The organism is Pseudoduganella dura, assembly GCF_009727155.1.
In the GTDB taxonomy this organism is placed as follows: domain Bacteria; phylum Pseudomonadota; class Gammaproteobacteria; order Burkholderiales; family Burkholderiaceae_D; genus Rugamonas; species Rugamonas dura.
The window spans coordinates 4028224-4045944 of record NZ_WNWM01000002.1 but is presented as its reverse complement, the minus strand read 5'-3'; the positions used below and the strand labels follow the sequence as shown (position 1 = coordinate 4045944).

Sequence of the window (17721 nt, the reverse complement as noted above, 5' to 3'; positions counted from 1 at the left end):
TCATCTCGTGTTGGAGGTTTTCGGCACCAGCGCCGCGACCCGGGGCAGGAACACCTCGGTCACCAGCAGCGTGCCCTGGCGCCGCCGGTACAGGCAGCGCCGTGCATACAGTAATCGTTCATCCGGCAATGCAATGCCGTTGGCGGACAGAGCGGCGCGCGCGCGGCGCGCCAGCGGATGGCTGCCACGCAGCCGCGCATACTCGAGCGGCCCGCGCGCCACCATCGGGTCGCCGAACAGCGTGGTGCCCAGCGAGCGGTCGCCCAGCGCGGAAAACAGCGGCCAATCGGAAGCGTCCGCGCTCATCGGCACCACGGTGTGCGCGAACACCACGGGCGTATTATCACACCGCAGCAGCACTTCCCGTTCCCAGACCCGCCCTGCCCGGTGCGTGCCGAGCGCGGCCGCCTCGTCCGCCAGGCATTGCGCGGCATGCTGGTGCAGCACCTGCACGCGGAAGGCGTCGGCATGGGCTTTCAGCCTGGCCGTCAGCGAACCGCCGGCCGTGAGCCAGCACGCCAGCGCCGCCGGCGCGTTCACGGCCAGCACGTGCCGGTACCAGTTGGCCCGGCGCAGCGAGCGCTCCCTCATCCGCCGGCGATCCCGCAGAACGCCAGCACTTCGTCCACGTAGTGCGCGAATTCGGCGATGCCGTGGTCGGAGCCGTCGATCACGTGGTGCCGCGCGCCCGGGTAATGGGCCACCATGGCGCGCCAGTCCAGCACCTCGTCGCCGGTGGCGGCCATCAGGTAGTACCGTTCCGGCCGCGTGATGGCCGGAACGGCCAGCTCGCCCAGCTCGGCGATGTATTCGCGCTTGAACTCGAACGGCTCGCCGCTGTGGAACATCGTCGTGACGCCCACGTGTTTTTCCAGGCTCGTCAGCGGCGTGACGGCGGGATTGAGCAGCGCCGCGCGGCAGCCCAGCCGCTCGGCCATCCAGGTGGCGTAATAACCGCCCAGCGACGAGCCGATGATGGACAGCTCGCTTGCCGGCACGCCCGCCGCGAGCGACAGCGCCTGTTCCATCGCCAGCTTCGGCGAAGCCGGCAGCTGCGGCGCCACGTAGTCGCTTGCGCGGCCCAGCTGCGCCATCCGCTCGCCCAGCAGCCGGCCCTTCATCGACAGCGGCGAGGAGCGGAAGCCGTGCAGGTACAGGATCATGCCTTATGCCCTGGCCGCCAGGGCCGACAGTGCGTCCAGCAGCTTGCCGTGCACGCCGCCGAAGCCGCCATTGCTCATCACCACCACATGGTCGCCGGGCCGCGCCTGGCCGACGATGGCCTTCACCATCAGGTCGATGTCTTCATAAGCCGAAGCGGTCGCCCCCATCGGCGCGAGCGTGGCGGCCAGGCTCCAGCCCAGCGCCTTCTCGCTGCCGAAACCGAACACGAAGTCCGCATCCTGCAGGCTGGCCGGCAGCGCATCCTTCATCGCGCCCAGCTTCATCGTGTTCGAACGCGGCTCCAGCACCGCCAGGATGCGCGTGCCGGTACCCAGCTTCTGGCGCAGGCCGCCCACCGTGGTGGCGATCGCCGTGGGATGGTGGGCGAAATCGTCGTAGACGGTCACGCCGCCCACCACGCCGCGCACTTCCATCCGGCGCTTCACGCTCTCGAACGACGCCAGCGATTTCGCCGCCTGGGCGATCGGCACGCCCACATTGCGGGCGGCGGCGATCGCGGCCAGCGCGTTGTAGCGGTTGTGGCGGCCGGTCAGCTTCCAGTCGATCAGCGCCTCGAACTTGCCGTTGAACAGCACGTCGAAGCTGCCGTCCGGGTGTTCCTTCAGCGTCCAGTTGGCGGAGTCGCCGGCGCCGAAGCTTTCCTTCTCGCTCCAGCAGCCGCGGCGGATCACGCGCTGCAGCGACTCCTCGTCGCCGTTGACGATCACTCGGCCGATGCCCGGCACCGTGCGCACCAGGTGATGGAACTGGGTCTCGATCGCGCCGATATCCGGGAAGATGTCGGCATGGTCGTATTCGAGGTTGTTCAGGATCGCCGTCTTGGCGTGGTAATGCACGAACTTGCTGCGCTTGTCGAAGAACGCCGTGTCGTATTCATCCGCCTCGATCACGAAGAACGCCGAATCGCCGCTCTTCCCCGAAGTCGTTCCGGTCAGGCGGGCCGAGATGCCGAAGTTCATCGGTACGCCGCCGATCAGGAAGCCCGGCGCGTAGCCGGCATCTTCCAGGATCCAGGCCAGCATCGACGATGTCGTCGTCTTGCCATGGGTACCGGCCACGGCCAGCACCCATTTGTCACGCAGGATGTGCTCGCCGATCCACTGCGGGCCCGACACATACGGCAGGCTGCGGTTCAGGATTTCCTCGACCAGCGGATTGCCGCGCGAAACCACATTGCCGATCACGTAGAGATCGGGGTTCAACTTCACCTGTTCCGCGTCGAAACCCTGGATCAGTTCGATTCCCTGGGCTTCCAGCTGGGTGCTCATCGGCGGGTAGACGTTGGCGTCGCAGCCGGTCACCTTGTGGCCGGCTTCCTTGGCGAGCACCGCGAGGCCGCCCATGAAGGTGCCGCAAATGCCGAGGATGTGAATGTGCATGGTTCCTGCTCCGTAATCGAGGACGCGATTTTACCCGACGCGCTGGCTTTGGCCGGTTCAGAGTATCATTCCGGCCATGATGCCGAACCATGAGCCCGACAATCAGCTGGCGCTGTTGCGCGCCGAGATCGCCTCCGCCGCGGCCAGGATGGTCGCGCAGGATGGCGCCGATTACGGCACCGCCAAGCGCAAGGCGGCGCGCCGCATCCTGGGCGACGCGCAGGCCAATGCGATGCGCGATGCACTGCCCGATGATGCGCAGATCGAGGAGGAAGTGCGCCAGTATCACGCCGTATTCAACGCCGGCACGCAACCGGCCCGGCTGCTCAGGCTGCGCACGATCGCGCTGGAAGTGATGGAGCGGCTCGAAGAGTTCCGCCCGTTCCTGACCGGGGCGGTGCTCAATGGCAGCGCCGGCGAGCACGACGACATCCACCTGCAGCTGTTCGCCGACAGCGCCAAGGAAGTGCAGATCTTCCTGCTCAACAAGGGCATCAATATAGAGATCTCGGAAAGCGAGCATTTCAAGGGGCCCCGTTTCGACGCGGTCGAGACCGTGAGCTTCCTGTGGCATGGCGAAGGCGTGCACGCGGAACTGTATGAAGAGCACGACCTGCGCGGCGCGAAGAAACAGAAGGCGGGCGAGCGCCCGGTCCGCGCGGATATCGCGGACGTGCGCGCCCTGATCGATAACGAACACGAACAATCACGAACACCGAGCGAATGAAGACATCCCATCTGCTGGCATGCGGCGCCATCGCCGTTCTTTTCGGCGCCGTTGGCGCCTGGGTCGGCATCAACAAGAAGGAACCGGCGCCGCCGGTCACCACCACCATCCCGCACGAGCAGGCGGCCGCCGGCAGCGCCGTCGTCAACGCCTTGCTGTCGCGCACGATGCCCGATGCGCAGGGCACGCAGCAGGCGCTGTCGCAATGGAAAGGCCGGCCGCTGCTGGTCAATTTCTGGGCCACCTGGTGCGGGCCGTGTGTGAAGGAAATGCCGGAACTGTCCCGGCTGCAGGCCAGCGGCCAATACAAGGACTTGCAGGTAATCGGCATCGGCATCGATTCGCCATCCAACATCGCGCAATTCGTAACGAAATTCAAGATCGATTATCCGCTCTACGTGGACGGCGTGGCCGGCACCGAACTGTCGCGCCAGTTCGGCAATGCCCAGGGCGGGCTGCCCTTCACGGTATTGATCGGCGCCGACGGCCAGGTGAAGAAGACCTATCTCGGCCTGCTGAAATTCGACCTGCTGCACAAGGATCTGGCAGCGCTGTAGTTCCCCGACGCGCACGCATTCCCCTGCTCCGGTAATGACTGAGTTAACCATGAGAAAAGTTCTTTTTTCTTGCCAAATGGTCGCGCTAGGCGGCAAAATGCGGAACTTTCGCTGGACTAAGGTCACGACATGGCAAAACACCTGCTGCTGCTGAACGGCCCCAATCTGAACCTGTTGGGCACGCGCGAGCCCGGCATCTACGGGGCGACGACACTGGCACAGGTGGAGCAGGCGGCACGCGACCAGGCCACCGCGGCTGGTGCGCAACTGGCCGCGTTCCAGAGCAACCATGAAGGTGCGCTGATCGACCGTATCCATGCCGCGCGCGACGAAGGGGTGGACTTCATCGTCATCAATCCCGGCGGCTATACCCACACCAGCGTGGCGCTGCGCGATGCGCTGTCCGGTGTGGCGATCCCGTTCGTCGAAGTGCACATATCGAATATTTATCAGCGCGAAAGCTTTCGCCACCACTCATATCTCAGCGCGGTTGCCAGAGGCACGATTTGCGGACTCGGCACCGAGGGATACCGCTTTGCCATCGACTTTGCACTAAAAAGCAGTTAATCTACGCGATCTGCGCGCTATTTACAGCGTAGTCGCTTATGTTCCCGATGACGTTCCCGATGACGTTTTCGATTAGCATGGCAGCCGCGCCCACATTTACAAAACAAGATTAGACGGGAGTCTCAGATGGATCTACGCAAGCTCAAGACATTGATTGACTTGGTTGCCGAATCGGATATTGCAGAACTCGAAGTAACCGAAGGCGAGAGCAAGGTACGCATCGTCAAGTCGTCCGCCATGCCGCAGAACCAGGTCGTGATGATGCCGCACCAAGGCGCACAGGCGCAGTACGCACCGGCCGCGGCGCCGGCGCCGGGCGCTGCCGCGGCACCGGCCGTGGCGGCCGCCCCCGAGCCAACCGGCCACATCGTGAAGTCGCCGATGGTCGGCACGTTCTACCGCTCCAACGCCCCCGGCAACGCGCCGTTCGTCGAAGTCGGCGCGACCGTGAAGGAAGGCGATACGCTGTGCATCATCGAAGCGATGAAGCTGCTCAACGAGATCGATGCGGACAAATCCGGCACGATCACCCAGATTCTCGTCGAGAACGGCCAGCCGGTGGAATTCGGCCAGCCGCTGTTCATCATCGGCTGATTGACCGATTAGCCGATGAAGGCCGGCCCGTGCCGGCCCGGCGGCTCCGCCGCCACGTTAGCTCCCTCTTCTAGGACACCCGGCAAGCCCGGGTGTTCGCAAACATAGAACTAGCCATGTTTGAAAAAATCCTCATTGCCAATCGTGGTGAAATCGCGCTGCGTATCCAGCGCGCCTGCCGCGAGATGGGCATCAAGACGGTCGTCGTGCACTCCGAAGCCGACAAGGACGCAAAATACGTCAAGCTGGCCGATGAATCGGTCTGCATCGGCCCGGCGGCGTCGAGCCTGTCGTACCTGAACATGCCGGCGATCATCAGCGCGGCCGAAGTGACGGACGCCGAAGCGATCCACCCGGGCTACGGTTTCCTGTCCGAGAACGCCGACTTCGCCGAACGCGTCGAAAAATCCGGTTTCGTCTTCATCGGCCCCCGCTCCGATTCGATCCGCCTGATGGGCGACAAGGTCTCGGCCAAGCAGGCGATGATCAAGGCCGGCGTGCCCTGCGTGCCCGGTTCCGATGGCGCGCTGCCGGACGATCCGAAGGCGATCGTGCAGATCGCCCGCAAGGTCGGCTACCCGGTCATCATCAAGGCGGCCGGCGGCGGCGGTGGCCGCGGCATGCGCGTGGTGCATACCGAAGCGGCGCTGCTCAATGCCGTCACGATGACGAAGAGCGAAGCCGGCGCCGCGTTCGGCAACCCGGAAGTCTACATGGAGAAATACCTGGAGAATCCGCGCCACGTGGAAATCCAGATCCTGGCCGACGAGCACAAGAACGCCGTCTGGCTGGGCGAACGCGACTGCTCGATGCAGCGCCGCCACCAGAAGGTGATCGAGGAAGCGCCGGCACCCGGCATTCCGCGCAAGCTGATCGAGAAGATCGGCGACCGCTGCGCCGAGGCATGCCGCAAGATCGGCTACCGTGGCGCCGGCACGTTCGAGTTCCTGTATGAAAACGGCGAGTTCTACTTCATCGAGATGAACACCCGCGTGCAGGTGGAACACCCGGTCACCGAAATGATCACCGGCATCGATATCGTGCAGGAACAGATCCGCATCGCCTGCGGCGAGCGGCTGCGCTTCCGCCAGCGCGACGTGATGCTGTCCGGCCACGCGATCGAATGCCGCATCAACGCCGAAGACCCGTTCAAGTTCACGCCATCCCCCGGTCGGATCACTTCCTGGCATGTGCCGGGCGGCCCGGGCGTGCGCGTCGACTCCCATTCGTATGCGGGTTACTATGTACCGCCGCACTACGATTCGATGATCGGCAAGGTGATCACCTATGGCGCCACGCGCGAGCAGGCGATCCGCCGCATGCAGATCGCGCTGTCGGAAATGGTGGTCGAGGGCATCCTCACCAACATTCCGCTGCACCGCGAGCTGATGGTGGACGCCCGCTTCATCGAAGGCGGCACCAACATCCATTACCTGGAACAACGGCTGGCCGAAATGCCGAAGGCGGGCGCATGAGCTGGACTGAAGTCGTCATCGAAGTCGCCCGCGAGCACGCCGAACGCCTGTCCGACGCGCTGATGGAAGCCGGTGCGCTGTCCGTCTCCGTCGAGGATGCAGACGAAGGCACCGAGGCGGAACAGCCGCTGTTCGGCGAGCCGGGCATGGAACCGAAGGAAGCGGCGTGGGAACACAGCCGCGTGGTGGCCCTGGCCGATGTCGACGCCGATCATTCGTTCATCGTGGCCGCCGCCGCCCAGGCCGTGGGCCTGAAGGCACTGCCGGCCTACACCACCCGCCACGTCGCCGACGAGGACTGGGTGCGCCTAACGCAATCGCAGTTCGAGCCGATCCACATCGGCAGGAACATCTGGGTCGTGCCGAGCTGGCACGAGGCGCCGGACCCCGCCGCGCTGATCCTGGAGCTGGACCCGGGCCTGGCCTTCGGCACCGGCAGCCACCCGACCACCCGCCTGTGCATGGAATGGCTGGAAGCCCATCCGGCACCCGGCAGGACGGTGCTCGACTATGGCTGCGGCTCCGGCATCCTGGCGATGGTGGCGCGCAAGCTCGGCGCCGCGCCGGTGACCGGCGTGGACATCGACCCGCAGGCGATCGAATCGGCGCGCGACAACGCCGAACGCAACGGGGTGGCCGACATCGAATACTTCGTGCCGGACGACTTCGCGCAATCGGCGCATGCCAACGCGAAGTTCGACATCGTGGTCGCCAACATCCTGTCGTCGCCGCTCAAGTTGATGGCGCCGATGCTGTCGGGCCGCGTGGCCGATGGCGGTGCGCTGGTGCTCTCCGGCGTGCTGGCACGCCAGGCGGACGAAGTGGCGGCAGCGTATGCGCCGTTCATCAAGATGTCCGTCTGGGCCGAGCATGAAGGCTGGGTCGCGCTGTACGGCCGCAAGGGCGCCGACACGGCCCCGCCTCCACGTCAAGGGTAATGCCTTAACGCATGGCACTCGCCACGAAATGCCCCCACTGCCATACCGTGTTCAGGGTCGCCCTGGACCAGTTGAAGCTGCGTGGGGGCATTGTGCGTTGTGGAGCCTGTAACGAGATCTTCGACGGGAACGCGGCACTGGTGGAGCCTTCGGCCTTTGCAGCCGGCGCAGCGATCCCGGTGCTGATGCCGGCGCCCGCCGTGCCCGCCGGGCTGGACCTGGAACTGGACCTGGACGAGGTGGTGGTGGCACAAGAGGCGCCAGGATCCGGCCCGAACGATCCGGAGCCCCTGAAGCCGCCCCCGGGGCCGGACCCGTCGGGTCCGACCCTGGCCTCCGCTGCTGGGGTGAATGCCGCTGCCGGCGCGCTTGCGGTACCGGAGCCGGAGGCAGATCCCGAGCCGGATTCAGAGCCGGACCTCGAGCCGGACCCCGAGCACTTCATCGATATCGGCCGCCGCGAACCCGCCTTCGACATGCCGTCCGAACACATCGTGGCGATCGCGCTGGACGACCGGCATCACTTCGACGATGCACCGGAACCGGCCGCCTCCGCCCCGGCATCGGATGACGCCACCGCCCCTGCCATCGACGATCCGGCCGACGATTCAAGCGACGATTCCGCCGACGATGCGGCCGGCCGCGCGGCCGACGATGCCGCCGCCGCCGACCTGCTGACGGCCGCGCCGGAAAGCGCCCTGCTGGCCGCCGGCGCGGGCACCGCCGCGGCATCGATCGCTCCCGCCACGCGGGAGCGCGACGACGAGCCGGAATTCGTCCGCCAGGCCGACCGCCGCGAACGCACCAGGAGCATGTCGCGCCTGGCGATGACCGCCGGCATTCCGCTGCTGGCGGTCGCACTGCTGGCCCAGGGCGCGTACACGCTGCGCAACCGGCTGGCGGCCGACCATCCGGCAATGAAACCCGCGCTGGAGGCCCTGTGCGCACCGCTGGGCTGCACTGTCGGGTTGCCGCGCCAGATCGATGCGCTGGCGATCGAACAGGGCGAGTTGCAGACCCTGGCCCCGAACACGTTCAGCTTCGTCACCGTGCTGCGCAACGGGTCGCGCTCGGTGCAGGCATGGCCGCATATCGAACTGGTGCTGAACGACGCGGCCGACCGGCCCGTGCTGCGCCGCGTGTTCGCGCCGCGCGACTACCTGGCCAGGCCCGCCGACGTGGCGCAGGGCTTCGGTCCGCGCAGCGAGCAATCCGTGAAACTGTATTTCCAGCTGGACCGGCTGCGCGCCTCCGGCTACCACATCGCCATCTTCCATCCCTGAATTCTTCCTACGACTCCCATGAACCAGACTTCCCTGATCTGCGGCTCGCTCGCCATCGACATCATCATGCAATACGAGGGCCGCTTCGTCGACACGCTGCTGGCCGACCAGCTGCACAAGGTGAACGTATCGTTCCTGGTACCGACGATGCGCACCGAATTCGGCGGCTGCTCCGGCAACATCGCCTACAACCTGAAGCTGCTCGGCGGCGATCCCCGCATCGTCGGCGTGATGGGCCAGGATTGCGCGGCCTACCTGGAGCGCCTGCAAACGCTCGGCATCGGCACGCAAAACATCCTGATCAAGAAGGATGCCTACAATGCGCAGTGCTTCGTGACGGCCGATTCGGACAACAACCAGATCAATGCCTTCCACCCGGGCGCGATGTCGTTCGCGCACGAGAACGACATCGAGGCGGCCGGCCCGGCCCGCATCGCGATCATCTCGCCGGACGGCCACCTGGGCATGCTGAAGCACGCCGAAGACCTGGCGCGCCTGGGCATCCCGTTCGTGTTCGACCCGGGCCAGCAGTTGCCGATGTTCACGCCGGAGCAATTGACCGACTTCATCGACAAGGCGACGTACGTCACTTGCAACGACTACGAAATCGAACTGCTGACCGGCCGCACCGGCCTGTCGCTCGAGGATATCGCCGCCCGCGTGGAGGCGCTGATCGTCACGCGCGGCGAAAAAGGTTCGGAAATCTACACGGAAGGCCGGCGCATCGATATCCCGGCCGTGGAAGCGGCCGTGCTGGACCCGACGGGCTGCGGCGACGCCTACCGCGCCGGCCTGCTGTATGGCCTGTCGCACGACCTGGGCTGGGAAACCACCGGCCGGCTGGCCAGCCTGCTGGGCGCGATCAAGATCGCCCACAAGGGCGCGCAGAACCACCGGTTCACCCGGGAAGAAATCGGCGACCGCTTCGAGGGGGCGTTCGGGTACCGGTTCTGATACCGTTCCGACGGATAAACAAAAAGGCGCCATCGGCGCCTTTTTTCATCACTATCACCGGTCCATTACCGGAAAATCATCTCCAGCACGATCTGGGCAACCTGCAGCAGCACCAGCGCCACCAGCAGCGACAGGTCGAGGTTGCCCACCAGCGGCACCACGCGGCGCACCGGCTTCAGGATCGGCTCGTTCAGCGCACGCACGAACGGCGCCAGCGGCGCATGCGGGTTGACCCAGCTGAAGATCGCCTCGACCACCAGCAGGATCATGAAGCCGTACAGGATCCATTGCAGGAAGCGGTGCAGCGCCATCAGCATGATGAGTTCGAACGGATAGCCGGCAAACCAGCGCACCGACGTGGCCAGCACCACGATCAGGAAAGCGCCCAGCAGGCTGGCCCAATCGTAGCCGCCCACGCCGGGCACGATGCGGCGCATGGGGCGCACCAGCCAGTCGGACAGCTGAAACGTAAACTGCGCCACCGACGACGGCGGGCGCACGCGTATCGCCTGCATCCAGAACCGCAGCAGCAGCACCCCGCCGAGCAGGACGGCAACGGTATCGACGATCAGCATCACAATACTAAGCACGAGCATTCTCCATAAAAAAACCGCCGTGCGATTGTCTCACACAGCGGTATTCTCGCCCATCAGGCCGTCAAGGGAACGGCCAGCCGGCACGGCGCCGGTCCGGACCCATGACGGATCAGGAAGGACGGGTGCTGGTCGGGAACGGCCATGCGGCCGCCGGCGCCAGCACGGTCTTTGCTGCCGGCGCGGTGGTGGCGGCCGGAGCCGCTGCCGGTGCCGTTGCCGGCGACTCCTTCTTGCCATCCTTCTTCGCCGCGGTTTTCTTCGGCGCAGCGGCTTTTTTCGCTACTGGTTGTTCCGCAGGCTTGTCGGCCGTAGTCGCTGCCGGGGCGGTAGCCGGCGCGGCCTCAGGCTTTTTTGCTGCGGCCTTTTTGGCGGCTGGTTTGGCTGCTGCGGCCGGTGCTGCCTTGGCTGCCGGCTTGGCGGCGGCCTTGGCTGCAGGCTTGGCGACCGCGCTCTTCGTAGCGGCCGGCTTGGCTGCCGGTTTGGCGGCGGCGCCCTTGGTAGCGGCCGGCTTGGCGGCAGCGCCCTTGGTTGCGGCACCCTTGGTTGCGGCACCCTTGGTTGCGGCACCCTTGGCTGCGGCACCCTTGGCTGCCGGCTTGGCGGCGGCAGTCTTGGTTGCAGCTTTTGCTGCCGGCTTGGCGGCGGCGGTCTTGGTGGCGGCCTTCTTGGCTACAGGCTTGGCGGCGGCAGTCTTGGTCGCGGCCTTTTTCGCTGCAGGCTTGGCGGCGGCGGACTTGGTAGCCGCCGACTTGGCGGAAGCCTTCGCTGCTGGCTTGGCGGTAGCAGTCTTGGCAACCGCTTTCTTGGCTGCCGGCTTGGCGGCTGCGCCCTTCGCTGCGGCACCCTTCGCTGCGGCACCCTTGGCTGCCGGCTTGGCGGCGGCGGACTTCTTCGCCGCAGGCTTAACTGCTGCGGTGGATTTCTTCGCGGCGGCCGGCTTGGCCGCTGCCGTGGATTTCTTTGCCGCAGCCGGCTTGGCCGCTGCCGTGGACTTCTTCGCCGCAGCAGGCTTGGCCGCTGCCGTCGACTTCTTCGCTGCAGCCGGCTTGGCTGCTGCCGTCGATTTCTTCGCCGCAGCCGGCTTGGCTGCTGCCGTCGACTTCTTCGCTGCCGCCGGCTTGGCTGCTGCCGTGGTTTTCTTCGCTGCCGCAGCAGGCTTCGCAGCCGCCGTGGTTTTCTTCGCTGCCGCGGCAGGCTTCGCGGCCGCCGTGGTTTTCTTCGCAGCAGGCTTCGCGGCCGCCGTGGTCTTCTTCACTGCCGCGGCAGGCTTGGCGGCCGCGGTGGATTTTTTCGCAGCCGGCTTGGCGGCGGCGGACTTCTCGGACGACTTCGCAGTCGCGGCCTTCTTGGCAGGAGCGGCAGCGGCCTTGGTGGCGGCTGGCTTCTTCGTATCGGTTTTCTTGGTGGCGGTAGCCATTTTATTTCTCCTTCATCCGGGATGAAAATACGCACATAGTTGAAACCCGTCCGGCATACCCGTCGGCATGGCGGGCGGGTTATTCATCGGCACAAGCATTTCGATGTTTGCGCTAATGAATTCGGCACCCGGCTGAACTGCTGCAGCTCCTCACGACTGCAGCACTTCAGCCATTCGATCGTCGCCGTCCGCTTCGTACTTCTGTTCGTGCATCGTGCACTGGCTCGCGGCGCCGTTCTTGAAATTGTTATTCGTGTCTCCAGGACCGGGCGTGCATTCAGCTCCGAGCCCAGCATCTGCTCACATCGTGTCCTGGCGCGTAAAGAAAAAACCGCCCGACCTGACTATGTTCAGGCGAGGCGGCCGACCAGTAACCGTGTGGTTGTAGTGCATATCTGTGCGAACTTTTGTCCTGTTGTTCTTGGCTTTTTGCGGGAACCACACACTCGAAAAAGAGTGCTTGCAAATCCCCGTGTTTTCAAGCTCGTAAAGTACACGAAAACCTTAATGATGCGCAACCGGCACGAATGCTTTTCGCATTCTTTTTTTACCGGGCTGCGCGAGATAGCGCACATAACTACAGGCCTCCGGCGCCACGCGGGCATCCGCGCGCCACCTTATCGCCACATTCGCCGCGCCACCCTTCTTCGCATACCGCCTTTACCTAAAGGCGCCATGCGAAGCGATCATCTACCTGCGCATGCTTGAGCCGGCATGCATGCGACATGCAAACGCGTCGTCGCCGGCACGCGACATGGATGACATCGCACGCAAAAAAAAATGCGCCGGGGGGGTGCGTTCAATCGTGCGCGCACCGCCATCGCCTGCCTCAAAGTGCAGGCGGCACATGGCCCGATGGCGTCAGCGACCTCGCCAGCACATCGAGCAGCAGCCTGACCTTGGGCAGGTGCTGGCGGCTCTTCAACCACACCAGGTTCATCGACAAGCCATCGGTTGCAAGGTGCGGCAGCACCTCCACCAGCGTGCCGTGTTCGAGCTCCTGCTGCACCAGCCAGGTCGGCAGCTGGGTGATGCCGTAGCCGGCCAGCACCGCGGCCACCTGCCCTTCGCCGTCGCCCACCGCGATCCGCGCCGGCATGAAGCGCTGCTCCAGCGTGCCATGTTCGATGCCGGCGAACAGCCACGAGTTCACCGTGCCGTCGCCGCGGGCATACACCACCCGGTCGTGCTGATCGAGATCGGCATCGGTCTCGGGCACCCCGCGGCGCGCCAGGTATTCCGGCGACGCGCAGAAGATCAGGCGCTGCGTGCCCAGGTAGTGATGGCCGAGCGCGCCCGGCCAGACATCGGTGCCACCGATGCGCACGACGATATCGACCCGCTCTTCCACCAGGTCGATGAAATGATCGGACAGCGAGATATGCGGCACCAGCAGCCCGTGCGATTTGACGAACTGGAGGATGACGGGCAGCGCATGCATGCGGCCATACGATGCCGGCAGGTCGATCCGCACGCGGCCCACCGGCTGCTCGACCTCGGCACCGATCGACGTTTCGACCTCTTCCAGGTCGGCCAGCACGCGCAGGCAGGTCTGGTGGAACAGCGTGCCCGCATCGGTCAGCGCCAGGCGCCGCGTGGTGCGCTCGAACAGGCGGGTACCGAGCCGCGCCTCGAGCCGCGCGATGCTCTTGCTTACTGCAGAGCTGGTGAGATGCAGGCGCTCGGCCGCGGCGACGAAACTGCCCCGCTCGACCACGCTGACGAAGACGTCGATGCCCTTCAGGCGTTCGGAAGAGAACATGGATTGATGATTTCAGTTCATGGATCGTGGTAAATCTTACCAGCAATGAGATTCCTGTTCTTCAATACACTGTCTGGCCTGCTTATATGTGCTGCTTTTGCCCGCTCACTCATGAATACATCGACTCTCTCCACCACCCATGCCACCCAGAGCACGCCTGGCCGCGGCCGCCTGCAGATCGCCATCATGGCGGTCGCCGCGTTCGCGATCGTGACGACCGAATACCTGATCCTCGGCCTGCTGCCCGCGCTGGCGCGCGACCTGCGGATCTCCATTTCGATGGCCGGCCAGCTGGTGACGCTGTTCGCGTTTACCGTCATGCTGTTCGGCCCGCTGCTGACCGCACGGCTCTCCCATGTGGGCCGCAAGGGCCTGTTCGTGGCGATCCTGCTGGTCTTCTGCGCCGCCAATGCGCTGGCGGCACTGGCGCCCAACATCTGGGTGCTCGCGCTCGCGCGCTTCATCCCCGCGCTGATGCTGCCGGTGTTCTGGGGCACGGCCAGCGAAACGGCCGGCCAGCTGGCCGGTCCCGGCAATGCGGGCCGCGCCGTCGCCACCGTGTATCTCGGCATTTCTGCCGCGCTGGTGTTCGGCATTCCGCTCGGCACGCTCGCATCCGATGCCTTCGGCTGGCGCAACACGTTCTGGATCCTGTCCGCATTGTCGCTGCTGATGGCGGTGCTGATGCAGCTGTGCATGCCGGCATTGCCGCGGCCCGCGGCGACCCACGGCGAACAGCAGTCCGCGATGCTGCGCGACCCGCGCTTCCTGGCGCACGTGGGCCTTTCCGTGCTGGTGTTCACGGCGATGTTCACCGCCTACACCTACCTGGCGGACTTCCTCGGCCGCGTCGCCGGCATCCCGTCGGCGCACGTGGGCTGGTGGCTGATGGGCTTCGGGCTGGTGGGCATGCTCGGGAACTGGATCGGCGGCCGGGTCGTGGACGCGAACCCGCTCGGCGCCACGATCGGCTTCCTGGCGCTGCTGGTCGCCGGCATGGTGGCGGCGCTGCTGCTGCCGGCGCGGCACGGCTGGCTCGCGCTGGCGGTGGCCGCGTGGGGCCTCGCCTACACGGCGCTGTTCCCGATCTGCCAGGTGCGCGTGATGAAGGCCGGCTCGAAGGCGCAGGCGCTGGCGGCATCGATGAACATTTCCGCCGCCAACGCCGGCACCGGGCTGGGCGCCATCTTCGGCGGCCTTGGCATCGAGCACGTGGGCCTGGGGTCGCTGGGCTATCTTGCCTCCGGGATCGCCGTGCTGGGGATCGTGGTGGCCTGGCTGATGCGGCGACCGGCTACACTGGCATCCCCCGCCCACTGAAAGCACCCATGCACATCGATGCCGCGCAGGCCCTCGTCAGACACGAACTGCTGCCCCGCTGGCCGGACGCCAGGGTGGCCATCATCGGCGGCTCGATCGCGCGCGGCGAGGCCACGCCAACCTCCGACATCGACCTGCTGCTGGTGTTTGATCGTGTCGACCAGGCGTGGCGCGACACGCTGAAAGTGGGCCCGCAAACGGTCGAGCTGTTCGGCCACGATCCGGCCACGTTCGATTATTTTTGCCGCGAAATCGACCGGCCCAACGGCTGCCTTCCACTGGCGAACATGGCGGTCGACGGCGTCAACGTGCTGGACGATGTGCCGTCCGCCCGCGGTGCGGCAGCGTGGCTGCGCAGCCATGCGCAAGCGCTGCTGGACCTCGGTCCGCCGGCGCTGACGCCGGCCATGCTGGCCAGCCGCCGCTACGAGATCACCACGCTGCTCGAAGACCTGCTCGACGCCACCGCACCGGACGAACTGCTGGCCACCGCCGTCAAGCTGTACGACGCGCTGGCCGGGTTCGCGCTGCGCGCGGCCGGCGCCTGGACCGGCGTGGGCAAGCACCTGGCGCGGCGGCTGCGCGCCGCCGATCCGGCCCTGGCGGCCGACCTCGTCGCGGCCATGGGTGCGCTTGGCGCCGACCCGGCGGCCGGCAAGGCGCTGTTCAACGAGGCCGTGCGCCGCACGCTGGCACCTTATGGCGGCGCGCTGCTGGAAGGGTTCATGGCGCCGGCGCCAGGCGAATGGCGCAGCGAGGGCGTGGCATTCCCCTGAAGACCATATCGATCTTCGTATGGATCAGGCATAAAAATTGATTGGCACCGGGACGTGGATGGGGTTATGTTGGGCGCCCCGCCATCGACCGGATTTGTCGCCCATGCTGACGCCCTTCTCCCTGCGGCTCGCCGCCGTGCTGGCCCTGTCTTCCACCCTGTTCACCATGCCTGCCGTGGCCCAGCAGGAGGCACGGCCCGCGAAGGGCCTGTCGACCAAGACCTGGACGCCGGACAACGGCAACGGCACCTTCACCAACCCGCTGTTCTACGACGAGTTCTCCGACCCGGACATGATCCACGTGGGGGACTGGTTCTACCTGACCGGCACCACCATGCACGCGATGCCGGGTCTGCCGGTGCTGCGTTCGAAGGACCTGGTGAATTGGGAATTCCTGAGCTACGCGTCGCCCAAGCTCGATTTCGGCCCGCAGTATCGGCAGGAGGACGGCAAGTCGATCTACGGCCAGGGTATCTGGGCGCCCAGCTTCCGCTACCACGACGGCACCTTCCATATCTTCACCAACGTGAACGGCCGCGGCACCCAGATCTATACCGCCACCGACCCGAAAGGCCCGTGGCAGCACCGCGAGATGAAGCGCATCCTGCACGACCTGTCGGTGCTGTTCGACGACGACGGCAAGGTCTACGTGGTGTGGGACCACCAGGAAATGAAGGTGGCGCAGCTGACCGACGACCTCACCGACATCGTGCCGGGCACCGAGAAGGTGGTGTTCTCGAAGGACCAGGGCATGGGCGAAGGTGCCCACTTCCTGAAGATCGACGGCAAGTACTACATCCTCAGCGCGAACTACGCGGGCGGCTTCCGCATGCCGGCCGCGCGCGCCGACAACCCGTTCGGCCCATGGGAAGTGAACCATTCGATCAGCACGGACGAGGGCTTCGGCCTGGCCCAGGGCAACCGGCTGAAGCAGGGTGCGCCGCGAACCGCGCCGTTCGACATCGTGCCGGGCAACCCGAAGCAGCACAACGCCACCGCGATCCACCAGGGCGGCATCGTGTTCACGCCGGCCGGCGAATGGTGGGGTTACTCGATGATGGACTATAACTCGGTGGGGCGCCTGCTGTCGCTGTCGCCGGTCACGTGGCACGACGGCTGGCCGTACTTCGGGCTGCCCGGCAACCTGGGCCGCAATCCGCGCACGTGGGTGAAGCCGAAGACGGCCGAAGCGCAGCCGATCCGCGTTCCATACGAGCGCAGCGACGATTTCTCGGGGTCTTCGTTGAAACCGGTCTGGCAATGGAACCACGTGCCGGTGGACGACAAATGGTCGCTGGCCGAGCGGCCGGGCTTCCTGCGGCTGCGGGCGCTGCCGGCGAAGTCGTTCTGGGAAGCTCGCAATAGTCTCACACAGCGTGCCATCGGGCCCCGCTCGTCGCCGACCGTGGCGGTGGACGTGGCGGGACTGAAGGATGGCGACGTGGCCGGCCTGGCGCTGCTCAGCCTGCCGTATGCGACGCTGGGGGTGGAGAAGACGTCCACGGGGCTGTCGGTTGCCGTGTTCGACCAGGCGAGAAATGTCACCAGGCGCGTTCCGGTTGCGGGCTCACGCGTATGGCTACGGGCCGATGCCGACTTCCTGACCGAAAAGGCGCGCTTCTCGTATTCGGTGGACGGCAAACGATTCGTGCCGCTGGGCGACGAGTTCACGATGGTTTTCCAGCTGGTGACGTTCCAGGGCGTGCGCTATGCGCTGTTCAACTACAACACGCTGGGCAGCGAAGGCGGCGTGGCGGACTTCGACAGTGTCGATATCTACCAGCCGAATCCGCATGGGCTGATGCGTGCCATTCCCGTTGGCAAGGCCGTGCGCTTGACCGCTTTCGGTGCGAAGGCCGGGCTGCACGGGGCGGCCGGCAAGGTCGCCGTCGGCACGCCCTCCCCGTTCGGCGTGCAGGACATGGGACTGGGCCGCGTGGCGCTGCGGGCCGGCAAGCAATATCTGACCGTGGCCGCCGATGGCGCTGTCTCCCTGGCCGGCGGCACGCCGGGACAGGCGCAGAGCTTCCAGTGGATCGAGACGCCTACCGGGGAGCTGGTGCTGATGGCGATTGCAAACAACCGGTTCCTGCGGGTTGATCCTTCTTCGCAGACGGTCGTGGCGGATAGCCCGGGGCCGCTGACCGAGAGCGGGGATGGAACGCGGTGGATGTGGAAATGAGGTGGAAAT

At 65.9% G+C, this 17721-nt stretch carries 17 protein-coding genes; 11 read left to right on the top strand and 6 right to left on the bottom strand.

The features are described 5' to 3' along the window. The 3 genes from GJV26_RS17740 to mpl are packed head-to-tail and all read right to left on the bottom strand — an operon-like array spanning nt 1 to nt 2564. Complete coding sequence (locus GJV26_RS17740; protein ID WP_155709996.1) at nt 1–591, bottom strand: chorismate--pyruvate lyase family protein; 591 nt, start codon at nt 589–591, stop codon at nt 1–3. Beyond that, nucleotides 588–1163 carry a YqiA/YcfP family alpha/beta fold hydrolase gene (locus tag GJV26_RS17735; RefSeq protein ID WP_155709995.1) on the bottom strand — a complete coding sequence of 192 codons (576 nt, stop codon included), beginning with the start codon at nt 1161–1163 and terminating at the stop codon, nt 588–590. Before GJV26_RS17735 ends, GJV26_RS17740 begins: the two co-directional genes overlap by 4 nt. A 3-nt stretch (nt 1164–1166) precedes the next feature. Further along, nucleotides 1167–2564: a UDP-N-acetylmuramate:L-alanyl-gamma-D-glutamyl-meso-diaminopimelate ligase gene (mpl, locus tag GJV26_RS17730; RefSeq protein WP_155709994.1), complete on the bottom strand. Its 1398-nt coding sequence runs from the start codon at nt 2562–2564 to the stop codon at nt 1167–1169. Nucleotides 2565–2640: 76 nt separating this feature from the next. Here mpl and GJV26_RS17725 point away from each other — a divergent pair, with 76 nt between their 5' ends. From GJV26_RS17725 to GJV26_RS17690, 8 genes are all read left to right on the top strand, one after another. Beyond that, nucleotides 2641–3291, top strand: coding sequence for a hypothetical protein (locus tag GJV26_RS17725; protein WP_155709993.1), 651 nt, complete (start codon nt 2641–2643; stop codon nt 3289–3291). Next, entirely contained in the window at nt 3288–3848 is a 561-nt protein-coding gene (locus tag GJV26_RS17720; RefSeq protein ID WP_155709992.1) for a TlpA family protein disulfide reductase, read from the top strand. The genes GJV26_RS17725 and GJV26_RS17720 overlap by 4 nt, the downstream gene beginning before the upstream one ends. 129 nt (nt 3849–3977) lie before the next feature. Further along, on the top strand, nt 3978–4415 hold the full coding sequence (aroQ, locus tag GJV26_RS17715; protein WP_155709991.1) for a type II 3-dehydroquinate dehydratase: 438 nt from the start codon (nt 3978–3980) through the stop codon (nt 4413–4415). 126 nt (nt 4416–4541) lie between these two features. Beyond that, on the top strand, nt 4542–5009 hold the full coding sequence (gene accB, locus GJV26_RS17710; RefSeq protein ID WP_155709990.1) for an acetyl-CoA carboxylase biotin carboxyl carrier protein: 468 nt from the start codon (nt 4542–4544) through the stop codon (nt 5007–5009). A 116-nt stretch (nt 5010–5125) separates the two neighbouring features. Further along, on the top strand, nt 5126–6484 hold the full coding sequence (gene accC / locus GJV26_RS17705; protein ID WP_155709989.1) for an acetyl-CoA carboxylase biotin carboxylase subunit: 1359 nt from the start codon (nt 5126–5128) through the stop codon (nt 6482–6484). Then, on the top strand, nt 6481–7422 hold the full coding sequence (gene prmA, locus GJV26_RS17700) for a 50S ribosomal protein L11 methyltransferase (RefSeq protein WP_155709988.1): 942 nt from the start codon (nt 6481–6483) through the stop codon (nt 7420–7422). Before accC ends, prmA begins: the two co-directional genes overlap by 4 nt. Before the next feature lie 11 nt (nt 7423–7433). After that, nucleotides 7434–8705: a DUF3426 domain-containing protein gene (locus GJV26_RS17695; RefSeq protein ID WP_155709987.1), complete on the top strand. Its 1272-nt coding sequence runs from the start codon at nt 7434–7436 to the stop codon at nt 8703–8705. Nucleotides 8706–8723: 18 nt separating this feature from the next. Continuing rightward, nucleotides 8724–9659, top strand: coding sequence for a carbohydrate kinase family protein (locus GJV26_RS17690; RefSeq protein WP_155709986.1), 936 nt, complete (start codon nt 8724–8726; stop codon nt 9657–9659). A gap of 65 nt (nt 9660–9724) precedes the next feature. Here the strand turns inward: GJV26_RS17690 and GJV26_RS17685 are convergent, their stop codons facing one another. The 3 genes from GJV26_RS17685 to GJV26_RS17675 form a co-directional block, all read right to left on the bottom strand. Continuing rightward, complete coding sequence (locus tag GJV26_RS17685) at nt 9725–10234, bottom strand: YggT family protein (protein ID WP_371866564.1); 510 nt, start codon at nt 10232–10234, stop codon at nt 9725–9727. Between the two features lie 130 nt (nt 10235–10364). Then, entirely contained in the window at nt 10365–11672 is a 1308-nt protein-coding gene (locus tag GJV26_RS30245) for a transcriptional regulator (protein ID WP_229419343.1), read from the bottom strand. A gap of 829 nt (nt 11673–12501) precedes the next feature. Beyond that, on the bottom strand, nt 12502–13434 hold the full coding sequence (locus GJV26_RS17675; protein ID WP_155709984.1) for a LysR family transcriptional regulator: 933 nt from the start codon (nt 13432–13434) through the stop codon (nt 12502–12504). 111 nt (nt 13435–13545) lie between these two features. Between GJV26_RS17675 and GJV26_RS17670 the strand changes: the two genes are divergently transcribed. The 3 genes from GJV26_RS17670 (at nt 13546) to GJV26_RS17660 (ending at nt 17712) form a co-directional block, all read left to right on the top strand. Beyond that, nucleotides 13546–14754, top strand: a complete 1209-nt coding sequence (locus GJV26_RS17670) for an MFS transporter (protein ID WP_155709983.1) — start codon at nt 13546–13548, stop codon at nt 14752–14754. A gap of 8 nt (nt 14755–14762) precedes the next feature. Then, on the top strand, nt 14763–15530 hold the full coding sequence (locus GJV26_RS17665; protein ID WP_155709982.1) for a nucleotidyltransferase domain-containing protein: 768 nt from the start codon (nt 14763–14765) through the stop codon (nt 15528–15530). A gap of 103 nt (nt 15531–15633) precedes the next feature. Beyond that, nucleotides 15634–17712 (top strand): glycoside hydrolase family 43 protein, encoded by a 2079-nt coding sequence (locus tag GJV26_RS17660; RefSeq protein WP_216643138.1) that lies wholly within the window; start codon nt 15634–15636, stop codon nt 17710–17712. Nucleotides 17713–17721 lie beyond the last annotated feature (9 nt).